Source organism: Paenarthrobacter sp. NPDC058040, from assembly GCF_042885775.1.
Taxonomy (GTDB): Bacteria; Actinomycetota; Actinomycetes; order Actinomycetales; family Micrococcaceae; genus Arthrobacter.
In genome coordinates, this window is record NZ_JBHVRN010000014.1 from 1 (window position 1) to 14,770 (window position 14,770).

The following is a 14,770-nucleotide window of genomic DNA, read 5'->3' on the forward strand; positions in this document are numbered from 1 at the left end:
CTCCCCCCCAACCCCCCCCCCCCCCCCCCCACACCCACCCAAACCACCACCCCCAACTCCACACCCCCCCCCCCGGGCCCCCCCACCAACCGTGGTGGTTCGGAAGCGGGCCTCCTGCGTTTTACCAGCCTTGCATGCTAAGTTACCGGCGAGTAACATAGCAGCAATGCCAACCCGAAACCGTTTAGCGGTTCCGGATCCATGTCTCGATGAGGAGTACCGCATGAGTCCAACACGCACCGCCACAAGGAACATCCGCGACGTCGTCTTCGTGGATGGCATCCGAACCCCTTTCGGCAAGGCCGGAGACAAGGGCATCTATGCCGGTACGCGCGCCGACGACCTTGTGGTGAAATGCATCCGCGAACTGCTCCGCCGCAATCCGTCCCTTCCGGCGGACCGCGTTGACGAGGTCGCCATCGCCGCCACCACCCAGACCGGCGACCAAGGACTCACCATTGGCCGGACCGCCGCCCTCCTCGCGGGGCTCCCCCGTACCGTGCCCGGCTTCGCGATCGACCGCATGTGCGCGGGCGCCATGACCGCGGTAACGACGACGGCGAGCGGCATCGGCTTCGGGGCCTACGACGTCGTCATTGCCGGCGGAGTGGAACACATGGGGAACCATCCCATGGGGGCGGGCGCCGATCCCAACCCCCGCTTCATGTCCGAGCGCCTGGTGGACCCTGCGGCGCTCAACATGGGCAACACGGCGGAGAACCTCCACGATCGCTTCCCGGCCATCACCAAGGGCCGCACAGACGCCTATGCCTCCGCCTCCCAGGCCAAGCTGGCGGCGGCCTACGGCAACGGACAGATCCAGAAAGACCTTGTTCCGGTCGCCACCCTCAAGCCCGGCCAGGGTTGGGCCCTGCACACGGTTGACGAGCCGCCGCGCCCCGGCACCACGGTGGAGGACCTGGCTGATCTGAGGACACCGTTCCGAGCCCACGGCCGCGTTACGGCAGGCAACGCAGCCGGCTTGAATGACGGCGCCACGGCTGCCCTCCTTGCTTCCGCCGACGCTGCCGAAGAACTCGGCCTGCCGGTAAGGATGCGGCTTGTGGCCTACGCCTTCGCCGGAGTCGAGCCGGAAGTCATGGGTATCGGCCCCGTGCCGGCTACGGAGAAGGCCCTGCGGAACGCAGGGCTCGGCATCGAAGACATCGGCCTGTTCGAAATCAACGAAGCCTTCGCAGTGCAGGTTCTGAGCTTCCTGGACCACTTCGGCATCGCCGACGACGATCCCCGCGTCAACCGCTATGGCGGCGCGATCGCCGTCGGACACCCTCTCGCCTCCTCGGGCGTACGGCTGATGAACCAGTTGGCACGCCAATTCGAAGAGGATCCGTCGGTGCGTTACGGCATCACCACCATGTGCATCGGACTCGGCATGGGGGCCACCGTCATTTGGGAAAACCCGCACCACGCGGACTACGGAACGAGCACGCAAACCACCACAGAAGGAGCCGCCGCATGAGCGCCAACGATTTCCGGAAACTTGCCGCCCTGTTCCCGGACGAGGTAGTAACGCACTCCTATGTCCAGGACATCGAATTGCCCGGCGGTGCCGGCACTTTTTCCCTCATCACCCTGGACAACGGCCTCGACCACTCCAAGCCCACCACGCTCGGCCCCAACACCCTGGTGGAGCTTGGCGAAGTCCTGGAGACCCTTCGTGACCGCGCAGGCCGCGGCGAGATCGTTGGCGTGGGCGTCACCGGCAAGCCCTACTTCCTGGTGGCCGGGGCCGATCTCTCCGCGGTGAAGAACCTCAAGGAGCGCGACCACGGCCTCTGGATGGCCCAGCTGGGCCACGACGTGTACGCCACCCTGGCCAACCTCGGGGTCCCGAGCTTTGCCTTCATCAACGGCCTGGCCCTGGGCGGCGGGCTGGAGATCGCGCTGCAGTCCACCTACCGGACCGTATCGACGGCGGCGGGCGCCTTGGCATTGCCGGAAGCCTTCCTGGGGCTCGTGCCAGGCTGGGGCGGCGTCTACATCCTCCCCCGGCTGATCGGCCCGGAGAACGCCGTCAAGGTCATGATCGAGAACCCACTGAGCAACAACCGCACCTTGTCGGGTCCGCAAGCATTCGAGCTGGGGATCGCCGATGCGTTGTTCGAGCCGGCCGATTTCCTCGAGCAGTCCCTTGCGTGGGCCGCCCGCGTCATCTCCGCCGAAACGACGCCAGTGCGGAAGAACGCCGTCGACCCTTCCGACGAAGCCGTAGCCGCCCGCTGGGCCGCCGCAATTGCAGGCGGGCGGGCCTTGGTGGAGGCCAAGACCTCCAACGCCTCCCCGGCGCCGGGCAAGGTCCTGGACATCATGGAGGCCAACCGCACCATGACCCAGCCCGAGTCCGCGGCCCTTGAGTGTGAAACGTTGGCCTACCTGATGCAAACGGACGAGTTCCGTTCCACCGTGTATGCCTTCCTTGACTTGGTTCAGAAGCGGTCCAAGCGGCCGGCCGGGGCTCCCGACCGGAAGCTTGCCCGGCCCGTCACCAAGGTTGGCGTTGTCGGGGCTGGCTTGATGGCAAGTCAATTGGCGCTGCTGTTCGCACGGCAGCTGAAAGTACCCGTGGTCATGACGGACATTGACCAAGCCCGCGTGGACAAAGGCGTGGCCTACGTCCACGCCGAGGTGGACAAACTGCTCGCCAAGAAGCGCATCAAGCCGGACGCAGCCAACCGGACCAAGGCCTTGGTCACCGGGTCCGTATCGAAGGAAGCCTTCAGGGACGCCGATTTCGTCATCGAGGCCGTGTTCGAAGAACTGAACGTCAAGAAACAGGTCTTCGCCGAGGTGGAGGCCATTGTCCCGCCGGAGTGCATTCTTGCCACCAACACGTCGTCGCTGTCAGTCACAGCCATGGCAGAGGGCCTTCAACATCCGGAACGGCTGGTGGGATTCCACTTCTTCAACCCCGTAGCCGTCATGCCGCTGCTGGAAATCGTGAAGGCCCCGGCAACCGATGACGCCGTGCTGGCCACGGCTTTCGAGCTGGCCAAGGGACTCAGGAAAACCGCAGTGCTGGTGAAGGACGCGGCTGCGTTCGTCGTCAACCGCATACTCCTCCGGCTCATGGGCGAAGTCATCGCAGCTTTCGACGAGGGCACCCCTGCAGATGTTGCGGACACTGCTTTGCGGCCCATGGGCCTTCCCATGACGCCGTTCACGCTCAGCGCCATGGTGGGCCTGCCGGTCGCCCAACACGTCCAGGAATCACTCCATGCTGCCTTCGGGGAACGCTTCCCCGTCTCCCAAAACCTGCAGAAGCTGATCGACAACGGCATCAAATCACTGTGGGTTGAAGGCCCAGATGGAAAGGCCGCCATCCCGGCAGAGACGCTGGCCATCCTCTCCTTCGGAAACACGCCGTCCACCGGCGAAGAAGTCCTGCGGCGGACCCAGGATGCCTTGGCGGAAGAGATCGGACTGATGCTTGCCGAGGGCGTCGTCGCAGGACCCGAAGACATCGATCTCTGCATGATCATGGGAGCAGGCTGGCCCATGTTCCTTGGCGGGATCACGCCGTACTTGGACCGGGTGGGCGCCTCGGAAAGGGTAAACGGCAAGCGGTTCCTCGCACCCGGGATTGCCTCCGCACCGGCCTGAGCCTCCGCTAAACTTCAACGCTCTCTCACATCCCGCGGCCTAAACCGGATCGTTCTCTCACCCTGGTGAGAGAGCGATCCGGTTTTATAGCTTTTAGGTGAGAGGGGAACGCCTGAAAGTGGGCGGGACGCGAGAGAGGGCTAGAAAAGGGCCACCTTGGGAGCGCGAGGGAAGATGTCGTCGAGTTCTTCGCGGTCTTCCTGCGTCGGCACCCAACGCACTGCTTCGGCGTTCTCGCGGATCTGCTCAGGACGGGTCGCGCCGGCAATGACGCTGCTGACACCGGGTTGGGCGGCCAGCCAGGAGAATGCCAACTGCAGCTCGCTGATGCCGCGCTCCTTGGCGAACTGGCTAAAGCGGCCCAGCTGCTCCCAATCGGCGTCGTGTACCAGATTGGTGCGGGTGTGGCTCAGCCGTGAGCCTTCCGGCGCCTTGCCGGCGGAGTACTTACCGGTCAGGAGGCCGTTGGCCAAGGGGAAGTACGGGAGCACGCCCAAGGAGAAGGCTCCTGCAGCGGGAAGTACTTCGAGTTCAGCGCGGCGATCCAGGAGGTTGTAGTGGTTCTGCGTCGAAATGAACCGGGCTCCCCCGGTTTGCCGGCCCACGTACTCTGCCTCGGCGATCTGCCAGCCAGCGAAATTCGAATGTCCGATGTAGCGAACCTTTCCGCTGGACACGAGGTCGTCCAGGGCGGCCAGCGTCTCTTCGATGGGAGTGCGCGGGTCCGGCGTGTGGAACTGGTAAAGGTCGATCCACTCCGTATCCAAACGACGAAGCGATGCTTCCACGGCCTTCACGATGTACCGGCGGGAACCACGGGCGTCGAAGTCGTTGCCATTGACGCCACGCATGTCCAGCCCGAACTTTGTGCCTATGACGACGTCGTCCCTGCGCCCTTTCAGCGCCTTGCCCAGCATGGTTTCGCTTAGCCCGGGCTCGCGTCCGTAGACGTCGGCCACGTCGAAAAAGGTCACTCCGGCGTCGACGGCGGCGTGGACAACAGCGTCCGTGCCTTCCTGCGACTCTGTGGGTGTATTGGCACGGCCCAGATTGTTGCAGCCCAGCCCTACGGCTGAGACGGTGAGTCCGGAATGGCCAAGGCGTCGATATGCAGTCATGAAATCAGCCTATATCCCGCGTCCGGGCAGATTGTCACCTTGGGCAACAAAAGGGCCCCAACCCCGCTAGCGCGGACTGTAGGAGATTCCAGACTCTTCCATTGCGTCCTCGAGTTGGGCTATGGCGGCCGGGCCCATCCCGTGGAGCTTCGACATTTCCAGCTCACCGAACTCGGCCAACTGCTCCAATGTCTCGATCCCCTCGTGGGCGAGTGCCCGCTTTGCCGGCGCAGCCAGCCCCTTGGGCAGCGGCGTATGTCCGGGCCAATTGCTCTTGGACGACATGGAGATCCCTCCTGGTGCGATGGGTGCTACTTAGAGAGTAAAGCCCACGCCCTGCTTGGGCGAGTGCTTGACCTTGAACGCGGTGGGATCGCTGTGGGGTGCTGCTGCGATGGTGAGCTTGGTGAAGTCCAGGTCTTCACCACGAACGCAGATCTTGATGGCGTTCACTGCCTTGCTGACGTCCGGGCAAAGGCAGAAGATGTTCAGGCGGCCGTTGCCAATTTCGGAGCGATCCACGATGCCGAGGCCCCGCCACGCCAGTTCTCCGGTGAGGGCTGCCTTGGCCTTTCGTTCAAGGTGCCGGTCCCGCTCGGTGCCGTCCTTGGTCTTGAGGGCCAGCTGTGCAACCACCCAAAACTGCTCGGACTCGGGAATTTCGGCGTATCCATCTTCTTCGCATTGGGCCGCGAAGGCGGCCATCAGCCCGTCCACCGTGGTGTGGTCGTCCACTCCTGTTTCATCAGTCTTGCTCTGGTGGCCAACCACGCCATGGTTGACCACGAACTGCTGGTCTTCGTCGTCGTACCACGCTTCCCGGAAGTGAAGAACTCCTTCTTCGTCCCGCTTGTACGTACGGATGATCCCGCTCATGCTCGTCCTTTCCTGAACCACTCAGCACTAGTGTTGGTGTGGCCGGTGATGTCGAATGGTGCTTTCATGGTGTCCACTGCTGCGAAAAGGGTTGCGCATTCTGCCCGCATGGCGGCCACTGTCTGTTCTGGATAGCCCATGGCCAAGCTGTGATCATCGAACTCGTCCTCGTCATCCACGAAGACTCCGCGATGGGTGGAGCGAATGACGTCCAGGTCCATGTCGATCATGTGGAACTCAGTGACACCCGGCCTGATCGGGTTCCAACCGTGGGCCGTGGCCAGGTCAACGTAGATGCGGAAGTCGCCAGGATACGAATCGTCGTAGAACGTGGCCACGAACTCCCCTGTTCGCGGGACGAGGAGGAGTGCATCCGAGGCAGTGTAGAAGGCCGCGCCCGGACGGGAACAAAACTCGCCCGCCTCTTGGAAAATCCACCAGCCGTGGATGTCTTCGCCCAAGTAGCTGCCGGGGACCACCCAGTGCGCCGTACCATTCCATTTCCTGTTTCTTGCCACGACGAGGTCGCCCGGCTGCAGTGCGCCGGGTTCGCGTCCGGCACTCACAGCGTGGGCAGGCTTCCCGTGGTGGGATGTTCCTGACCCGGGAGGGGCCTCGCAAACGGAACCTTTGTCCCCAAAACCTGGGCGACGACGTCGTGCGCTATCTTTTGGGCCGTCAGCCCAACGCGTTCCAGGACCTGGCTGCGGGAACCGTGAACCAGGAACTCGACGGGCAGACCAACCTCATTGAGGGCTGTGTCAACACCGGCCGCACGCATCTCCTGCCTGATCCGCGAACCTACGCCGCCCGCACGGACACCGTCCTCAATGCAGATCACCAGCCGATGGCGGGCAGCCAAGGCAATGATCGACTTCCGGACAGGAAGGACCCAGCGCGGGTCCACCACCGTGGAACTGATGCCTTGGGCGCCCAGGCGCGAGGCTACGTCCAAGGCGAGTTCGGACATGGCGCCGACGCTGACGATCAGCACATCGTTTTCCGTTGAGCCTTCAGGACGGCGGGCAAGGACGTCCACGCCGTCCTTGAGGCGTTCGATCGCTTCGATTTCGGTGCCCACGCTGCCCTTGGAGAACCGCACCACCGTGGGGGCATCGTTCACGGCAACAGCTTCCCGGAGCTCCTCGCGAAGCCGCGTGGCGTCCCGTGGCGCGGCCAGATGGAGGCCGGGCACAATCTGGACCATGGCCATGTCCCACATGCCATGGTGGCTGGGGCCGTCCGGTCCCGTCACGCCCGCGCGGTCAAGCACCACGGTGACGCCGGCCTTGTGGAGGGCCACGTCCATGAGCAACTGGTCAAAGGCCCTGTTCAGGAACGTCGCGTACACGGCCACCACCGGGTGCAGCCCGCCATAGGCCATTCCGGCAGCGGACGTTAAGGCATGCTGCTCGGCGATGCCGACGTCGATCACGCGCTCAGGATGCCGCTCGGCAAACTTGTGCAGGCCAACGGGGATGAGCATGGCACCGGTGATGCCCACGATGTCCTTGCGCTCATCGGCAATGTCGGCGATTTCTTCGGCGAAGACAGACGTCCATGAGCGGGCGCCGGGCGTTTCGGCCGGCTCCCCCGTTTCGGGATCGATGATGCCCACTGCGTGGAACTGGTCGGCCTCGTTCGCGAGGGCCGGGGCGTACCCGTGGCCTTTTTCCGTCATCGCATGGACGATCACCGGGCCGCCGTAGGCTTTGGCCGTGCTGAGCGCATTCTCCAGGGCCTGGAGGTTGTGGCCGTCCACCGGACCGATGTACTTCATGCCGAGGTCCTCGAACATGCCCTGGGGCGCCCACCAGTCCTTAACGCCTTTTTTCATGGCGTGCAGGCTCTTGTACGTGAATTGACCTACCGGGCCGCCGTTCTGGAGCCGCTTCTTCCACCAGTCCAGCATGCGCTCATAGGCCGGAGCCGTTCGCAGCGAGTCGATGGTAGGACGCAGGGATGCAAGGTAGTCTGCAAGGCCACCGACAGTCGGCGCGTAGGAACGGCCGTTGTCGTTGACTACGATCACAACGCGGCGGCGCTTGTCCGCGGCAATGTTGTTGATGGCTTCCCAAGTCATGCCACCGGTAAGGGCACCATCGCCCACGACGGCGACGACGAACCGGTCACCTTCTCCGGTCAGCTGGCGTGCCCGGGAAATACCGTCCGCCCAGGACAGGGACGACGACGCGTGGGAGCTTTCGACGATGTCGTGTTCAGATTCCGCGCGGTCCGGGTAGCCGGAGAGGCCGCCTTGCTGCCGGAGCGTGCTGAAGTCCTGCCTGCCAGTCAGGAGCTTGTGCACGTAGGACTGGTGGCCGGTGTCGAAAACGATGCTGTCCCGCGGCGACTCGAAAATCCTGTGCACGGCCATGGTCAATTCCACAACGCCCAGGTTGGGCCCCAGGTGTCCGCCTGTTGCGGCCACGTTGGTAATCAGGAAGTCCCTGATTTCTCCTGCCAGCTGATCCAGTTCGGAGCCGGACAATTCAGCCAGGTCCTGTGGATCCTTGATGGTTTCCAAGAGTCCCAAGGGCCCTCCTTACGGTCAATGACGTGCTTGTTAACTTTAGCGCCTTGACGGTGACCCCGTGTTTCGTGCCACGGCGCGTTTCCGCAAGGCCGGAACAACCGGCTAACGCAGGCAGCCCCGGCTGGTCAAGCGACCAGCCGGGGCTGCCATGCACGGAATCAGCTGTGCAGCCGTTTCCCCTATGCCGAGATCTGGCGCAGCACGTACTGCAGGATGCCACCGTTGCGGTAGTAGTCCGCTTCACCCGGGGTGTCGATGCGCAGGACCGCGTCGAAGGACTTGGACGAGCCGTCCTCGGCCGTCGCCGTCACCTTGAGCGTCTTGGGCGTGGTGCCGTTGTTGAGCTCGGTGACACCTTCGACTGCGAAAGTCTCCGTGCCGTTGAGGCCGAGCGTAGCTGCGGACTCGCCTGCCGGGAACTGCAGCGGAAGGACGCCCATGCCGATCAGGTTGGAGCGGTGGATGCGCTCGTAGCTTTCAGCAACAACCGCCTTGACGCCCAGGAGGGCCGTACCCTTGGCTGCCCAGTCACGGGACGAGCCGGAGCCGTACTCCTTGCCTGCCAGGACCACCAGCGGCGTTCCGGCTGCCTGGTAGTTCTGGGCGGCATCGTAGACGTATGCCTGCGGAGCACCTTCCTGGCTGAAGTCGCGGGTGAAGCCACCTTCAACGCCATCCAGGAGCTGGTTCTTGATACGGATGTTGGCGAACGTACCGCGGATCATGACTTCGTGGTTGCCACGGCGTGAACCGTAGGAGTTGAAGTCCTTCCGCTCCACGCCGTTGGCCAGGAGGTACTGGCCGGCGGGAGTGTCCGACTTGAAGGAGCCTGCCGGAGAGATGTGGTCCGTGGTCACGGAGTCGCCAAGCTTCAGGAGAACGCGGGCGCCCGAGATGTCCTTGACGGGATCCGGCTGTGCCTTCATGCCCTCGAAGTATGGGGGCTTCCGCACGTAGGTGGAATCCTCAGCCCAGGCGAAGGTGTCACCGGCGGGCGTGTCGAGTGCCTTCCAGCGCTCGTCGCCGTCGAAGACGCCCTCGTAGCCCTTGGCGAACATGGCCTCATCGATGGAGGAGTCGATGACTTCCTGCACCTCGGTGGGGTTGGGCCAGATGTCCTTGAGGAAGACCTCGTTGCCGTCGGAATCGGTGCCGAGGGCATCGGTGTCGAAGTCGAAGTCCATCGATCCGGCCAGGGCGTAGGCGATGACCAGCGGCGGGGAGGCCAGGTAGTTCATCTTGACGTCCGGGTTGATGCGGCCTTCAAAGTTGCGGTTGCCCGAGAGGACGGCCGTCACGGAGAGGTCGTTCTTCTGGATGGCCTCGGAGATTTCAGGCTCCAAGGGGCCGGAGTTGCCGATGCAGGTGGCACAACCGTAGCCAACAATGTAGAAGCCGAGCTTCTCCAGGTACGGGGTCAGGCCGGACTTCTCGTAGTAGTCCGTGACCACCTTGGAACCCGGCGCAACGGAGGTCTTGACCCACGGCTTGGCAGTCAGGCCCTTGTTGACGGCGTTGCGGGCCAGGAGGGCTGCTGCCAGCATGACCGAAGGGTTGGACGTGTTGGTGCAGGACGTGATCGAAGCGATCGAGACGGCACCGTGGTCCAGTTCGAATTCGCGGCCGTCGGCGGTGGTGACGTGGACCGGCGACGACGGGCGTCCGTGCGCACCGTTGGCAGCAGAGGCCACGCGGGCCGTCTCCGTAACGTGCGAATCGGCGTGCGTGAAGGACGGGGCATCCGAGGCCGGGAAGGACTCGTCGAGGGACTCGTCCACGCTGCCGTCTTCGATGGCGACGTAGTTGTGGATGTCCTTGCGGAACTGCTCCTTGGCATCGCTGAGCTCGATGCGGTCCTGCGGACGCTTCGGGCCGGAGATGGAGGGAACCACGGTGGAGAGGTCCAGCTCAAGGAACTCGGAGAAGCGCAGTTCGCGGGAAGGATCGTGCCAGAGGCCCTGTTCCTTGGTGTACGCCTCGACGAGGGCGACGTTCTCTTCGGACCGGCCGGTCAGGCGCAGGTAGTCGAGCGTGACGTCGTCGATCGGGAACATGGCTGCCGTGGAACCGAATTCCGGACTCATGTTGCCGATGGTTGCGCGGTTTGCCAGCGGCACTGCTGCGACGCCTTCGCCGTAGAACTCGACGAACTTGCCCACCACGCCGTGCTTGCGCAGCATTTCGGTGATGGTGAGTACGACGTCGGTAGCGGTGGCGCCTGCCGGGATGCTGCCGTTGAGCTTGAAGCCGACAACGCGGGGAATCAGCATGGAGACGGGCTGGCCGAGCATCGCTGCTTCGGCTTCGATGCCACCGACGCCCCAACCGAGGATGCCCAGGCCGTTGACCATGGTGGTGTGCGAGTCGGTGCCCACACAGGTGTCGGGGTAGGCGCGGACGACGCCGTCCACTTCGCGGGTCATGACGGTGCGTGCCAGGTATTCGATGTTGACCTGGTGGACGATGCCCGTTCCCGGAGGAACAACCTTGAAATCGTCGAAGGCGGTCTGTCCCCAGCGCAGGAACTGGTAGCGCTCACCATTGCGCTGGTATTCGATCTCCATGTTGCGCTCCAGCGCGCCGGCGTTGCCGAAGGCGTCGATCTGGACGGAGTGGTCGATGACCATTTCTGCGGGTGCAAGCGGGTTGACACGCTTCGGGTCGCCGCCGAGTTCCTTGACGGCTTCACGCATGGTGGCAAGGTCAACAACGCAGGGAACACCGGTGAAGTCCTGCATGATGACTCGGGCCGGGGTGAACTGGATTTCGGTATCGGGCTCCGCATTCGGATCCCAACCGGCCAGGGCGCGGACGTGGTCAGCCGTAATATTGGCGCCATCCTCAGTCCGCAGGAGGTTTTCAAGCAATACCTTGAGGCTGAACGGAAGGCTGTCTGCGCCCTCTACGGAGTTCAACCGGAAAATTTCATAATCGGTGCCGGCTACATTCAGTACGCCTTTGGAACCGAAGCTGTCCACAGTGCTCATGGCAGGACTCCTCTCGCAACAGTTTTATCTTTGTCGCGTGGTTGGCCGCTAGCCAGTTAGGCACACCTTACTTAGCCGGGCGGCACTTTCTCTTGGTCACCCCGGCCCGCGGGCACGGTGCGGCAGCGGAGCGGGGCTACTACGCCCATCGTAGTGGCATGTATCCCCTTTGCCGCACTGTTCCCCGCCTAGCTTGCCGGAACCAGCAGCCCAACCGTCTCGAGGTGGTGCGTGTGGGGGTAGAGATCGAAGGCACGCAGGGCCTCCAACCGCCAACCACCCTGCTGGAAGTAACCCAAATCACGGGCGAAAGACGCCGGATCGCATGACACATAGGCAATCGCACGGGGTCCGGTCTCAATAAGCTGCTTTACCACGGCCTTTCCCGCACCGGCCCGCGGTGGATCGAGCACCAGTGAATCGAAACTCCTGGCCCGCTGGTGGAGGACCCGCTCCACCCGCCCTTGCACGATTTCCACGTGCGGTTCGCCGTGGAGGTTCTTGCGCGCGTCCCGGCTGGTTCCGGGTGCACCCTCCACCGAGAGGACCGAGCCCGTAACTCCAACCGCATCGGCCAGGGGTGCGGTAAACAAACCTGCTCCGGCGTACAAGTCGGCCACTGCAGCGCCGGGCTGCAGGTATCCACCCCCGCTGAGGTAGCCGGTCACGGCACTGACCAGAGTCTCCGGGGCGTCCTTATGGATCTGCCAGAAGCCTTCTCCGGTCACCCGATACTCGTGCCCTGCCGCCGATTCCTGGACCCATGTCCGGCCGCGCAACTGCAGTACTTGTCCCTTGGTGGGGTCGAAGCTGGCCACCGAAATGTCCTGCGGCATCCGGGACAGGATGCTGTGCAGCCGTTTGGGGCTGGTTCCTTCTTCCGGTGCCAGGAGTACCAGGGGCCGCGAACCATTCGCGGGAACAGCAACCTCTACCCGGGCAATTCCGGTCAAATCCAGGTCCCACAACCGGAGGTCATTGATGCCGGGGTGGGCCAACGGCATCTCGTGGACGGGGATGACGACGTCCGAGCGGTGGGCGTGCATACCCAACTGCCCTTTGGCCGTGACGCCAAAACTGGCGCGCGTACGCCAGCCGAGTCCGCCGTCGTCGTTGGTACTTCCCACCGGTTCCACCTCGGTGGGGAGGTCAAGGCCGGCCAGCCGCTTGAGCTGTTCGGCGAGCACCTCCGCTTTAAGCGCGCGCTGCCTGGCGAGGGACACATGCCCGAGTTCGGCGCCGCCCACGGGCGGGCCGCCGCGGCGCCACGCAGCGGCCGAGTCGGCGGGCTTCCAGAAGTGCCGGACGCGGTCCGGGGACGCCTCCAGGACCTCGACGACGTCGGCGCGCCAGAAGCGCGAGGAGTCACCGGAGTCCGTCAGCCGGATCCGCGCCTTCTCTCCCGGAATGCCATGGCGGACGAAAATGACGCGTCCTTCGTGGCGGGCAACGAAGTGGCCGCCATGGGCGATCGGACCAACCTCCACCACCAGTTCAGTGCCGGGCCCCTGGTACGTGCCGGTGTCTGCGGAGTGGGGAGAAACGCTGTTGGAACTCATTGGGTATCCTGCAATGCCTTTGCTTCTTCGGAGGACTTCAGCTGCCATGGAACGCTGGCGACCATGACGCCGGGTTCGAAGTGGAGCCTCGTCTTGATTCTGAGTGCGGTTTGGTTATGGACCAGTTGTTCCCACCATTTGCCCACCACATATTCGGGGATGTAGACAACGATCAGGTCGCGTGGAGAGTCGCGCCGCATGTTCTTGACGTACTCCATGATGGGCGTGACCGTCTCACGGTACGGACTGGCCAGGACAGTCAAGGGTACGGGAATTTCCAGCTTCTCCCAGTCCCGGACGGTGTGCTCGGTCTCTTCGGCGTTGATGTCCACCGTGATCGCGTCCAGGCGGGAGGGCCGCGATGCGCGGGCGTAGGCCAGGGCGCGGAGCACTGGTTTGCGTACGTGGGATACGAGCAGCACCGCATGGACGCGGGTAGGCAGGGCCCGTGGCGAAGAGTCTTCATCGACCGCCAGTTCCTTCGCCACATTGTCGTAGTGCGCCCGGATGCTCCACATGATGAGGAACAGGATGAACATCGCCAGCAGGGCAATCCAGGCGCCCTGTTCAAACTTGGTGATCAGGACGATCACCAGCACCAGAGCCGTCATGCCGAAGCCCACCATGTTGATGGTGCGGGACTTGATGATCCTGCGCCGGATGGCCTTGTCCCTTGCGAGTTTCAATTCGCGTCCCCAGTGCCGGACCATGCCGAGTTGGCTCGCGGTGAAGGAAATGAACACGCCCACGATGTACAGCTGGATCAGCTTGGTGACGTCGGCGTTGAAGGACAGGATGAGTACCAATGCGCCTGCGGCCAGTGCGAGGACGCCGTTGCTGTAAGCCAACCTGTCGCCGCGGGTCCGGAGTTGGCGCGGTAGGTAGCCGTCCTGGGCAAGGATGGAGCCGAGCACCGGGAAGCCGTTGAAGGCCGTGTTGGAAGCGAACACCAGGATGATGCCGGTAGCGGCCACCACAATGTAGAACGGGATGGAACCTGCGCCGAAGATCGTATCGGCGATCTGGCTGATGGCGGGGTTCTGGATGTAGCCCTCCGGCAGTGGCTTCCCATCCACCAGGAACTCCGTGGCAGGGTCCAGGACGATGTGGACTTTGGTGGCGTTGGCCAGGTAGAGGATGCCGGCGAGCATGGCTGCCGCAATCGCCCCGAGAAGGAGCAGCGTCGTTGCCGCATTTTTGCTCTTCGGCTTCTGGAAATTCGGGACGCCGTTGCTGATGGCCTCGACGCCGGTCAGGGCGGCCGCGCCCGAGGAGAATGCCCGCAACAGCAGGAAAGCACCAGCCAGGCCCACCAGGCCCTCATCGAAGCCGGACTCGGGCACAATGGTGAAGTTGGCCGACGGCGCCTCGCCCAACTGGCCGGTCAGTGCCTGGAAGATGCCCACCAGGGTCATACCCAGGATCGAGGCCATGAAGATGTACGTGGGAACGGCGAACACGGTCCCTGCTTCCTTGATGCCCCGAAGGTTCACCAGCGCCAGGATAACCACGCCGATCGTGGCAATGAGGGCCTGTTCACCGTGCAGTGCAGGAATGGCCGTCGTGAGGTAGGCAGCCGCAGAGGACATGGACACGGCAACCGTCAGGACGTAGTCCACCAGGAGCGCCGATGCCACGGTGAGTCCGGCGTACTTTCCGAGGTTCACGTTGGCGATCTCGTAGTCGCCACCGCCTGAGGGATAGGCATGGACGTTCTGCCGGTAGGAGGCTACTACCGTGAGCAATACCACCATCACTGCCAGGCCGACCAGTGGCGAAAAAGCCACGGCACTGACACCAGCCAGGGCCAGTGTCAGCAGGATTTCGTCAGGTGCGTACGCCACGGAGGACAGGGCGTCCGAGGCGAAGATCGGCAAGGCGATGCGTTTTGGCAACAGGGTGTGGGACAAGCTGTCGTTCCGGAAGGGTCGGCCCACCAACACCCGCTTCACTGCATTCAGTATTGTCAGCACTCCGCAAAGCTACTCTGAATCCCCGGCGATGTCATGACGACCGTCGCCGCCTTACGCTCCCCTCACCGGTAAAGTCATACGCAGCGGGACGGATAAGGAC

The 14,770-nt window shown here is 63.7% G+C and carries 10 protein-coding genes; 2 read left to right on the plus strand and 8 right to left on the minus strand.

Translation table 11 applies throughout. The features are described from left to right. Positions 1 to 223 precede the first annotated feature (223 nt). Together ACFVSJ_RS18680 and ACFVSJ_RS18685 are read left to right on the plus strand one after the other, a co-directional pair. Positions 224 to 1,480 carry a thiolase family protein gene (locus tag ACFVSJ_RS18680; protein ID WP_387438458.1) on the plus strand — a complete coding sequence of 419 codons (1,257 nt, stop codon included), beginning with the start codon at positions 224 to 226 and terminating at the stop codon, positions 1,478 to 1,480. Continuing rightward, the gene (locus ACFVSJ_RS18685) at positions 1,477 to 3,621 is read left to right on the plus strand and encodes a 3-hydroxyacyl-CoA dehydrogenase NAD-binding domain-containing protein (protein ID WP_387438459.1); all 2,145 of its coding nucleotides are present in this window, start codon (positions 1,477 to 1,479) and stop codon (positions 3,619 to 3,621) included. Before ACFVSJ_RS18680 ends, ACFVSJ_RS18685 begins: the two co-directional genes overlap by 4 nt. Positions 3,622 to 3,761: 140 nt before the next feature. On the opposite strand, the gene ACFVSJ_RS18690 is transcribed toward ACFVSJ_RS18685, so the two are convergent. From ACFVSJ_RS18690 to ACFVSJ_RS18725, 8 genes are all read right to left on the minus strand, one after another. After that, complete coding sequence (locus tag ACFVSJ_RS18690; RefSeq protein ID WP_387438460.1) at positions 3,762 to 4,739, minus strand: aldo/keto reductase; 978 nt, start codon at positions 4,737 to 4,739, stop codon at positions 3,762 to 3,764. Between the two features lie 66 nt (positions 4,740 to 4,805). After that, positions 4,806 to 5,024, minus strand: coding sequence for a hypothetical protein (locus ACFVSJ_RS18695; RefSeq protein ID WP_387438462.1), 219 nt, complete (start codon positions 5,022 to 5,024; stop codon positions 4,806 to 4,808). 30 nt (positions 5,025 to 5,054) lie between these two features. Continuing rightward, positions 5,055 to 5,615 (minus strand): hypothetical protein, encoded by a 561-nt coding sequence (locus ACFVSJ_RS18700; protein WP_387438464.1) that lies wholly within the window; start codon positions 5,613 to 5,615, stop codon positions 5,055 to 5,057. After that, a complete protein-coding gene (locus tag ACFVSJ_RS18705; RefSeq protein WP_387438465.1) occupies positions 5,612 to 6,181 on the minus strand; it encodes a DUF402 domain-containing protein in 570 nt (189 codons plus the stop codon). Before ACFVSJ_RS18705 ends, ACFVSJ_RS18700 begins: the two co-directional genes overlap by 4 nt. After that, positions 6,178 to 8,151, minus strand: coding sequence for a 1-deoxy-D-xylulose-5-phosphate synthase (gene dxs / locus ACFVSJ_RS18710; RefSeq protein ID WP_387438466.1), 1,974 nt, complete (start codon positions 8,149 to 8,151; stop codon positions 6,178 to 6,180). The genes ACFVSJ_RS18705 and dxs overlap by 4 nt, the downstream gene beginning before the upstream one ends. Positions 8,152 to 8,330: 179 nt before the next feature. Next, the gene (gene acnA / locus ACFVSJ_RS18715; RefSeq protein WP_387438467.1) at positions 8,331 to 11,138 is read right to left on the minus strand and encodes an aconitate hydratase AcnA; all 2,808 of its coding nucleotides are present in this window, start codon (positions 11,136 to 11,138) and stop codon (positions 8,331 to 8,333) included. A gap of 188 nt (positions 11,139 to 11,326) precedes the next feature. Then, positions 11,327 to 12,697 carry a class I SAM-dependent RNA methyltransferase gene (locus tag ACFVSJ_RS18720; protein ID WP_387438469.1) on the minus strand — a complete coding sequence of 457 codons (1,371 nt, stop codon included), beginning with the start codon at positions 12,695 to 12,697 and terminating at the stop codon, positions 11,327 to 11,329. After that, positions 12,694 to 14,670 carry an APC family permease gene (locus ACFVSJ_RS18725; RefSeq protein WP_387438470.1) on the minus strand — a complete coding sequence of 659 codons (1,977 nt, stop codon included), beginning with the start codon at positions 14,668 to 14,670 and terminating at the stop codon, positions 12,694 to 12,696. The genes ACFVSJ_RS18720 and ACFVSJ_RS18725 overlap by 4 nt, the downstream gene beginning before the upstream one ends. Between the last annotated feature and the right edge of the window lie 100 nt (positions 14,671 to 14,770).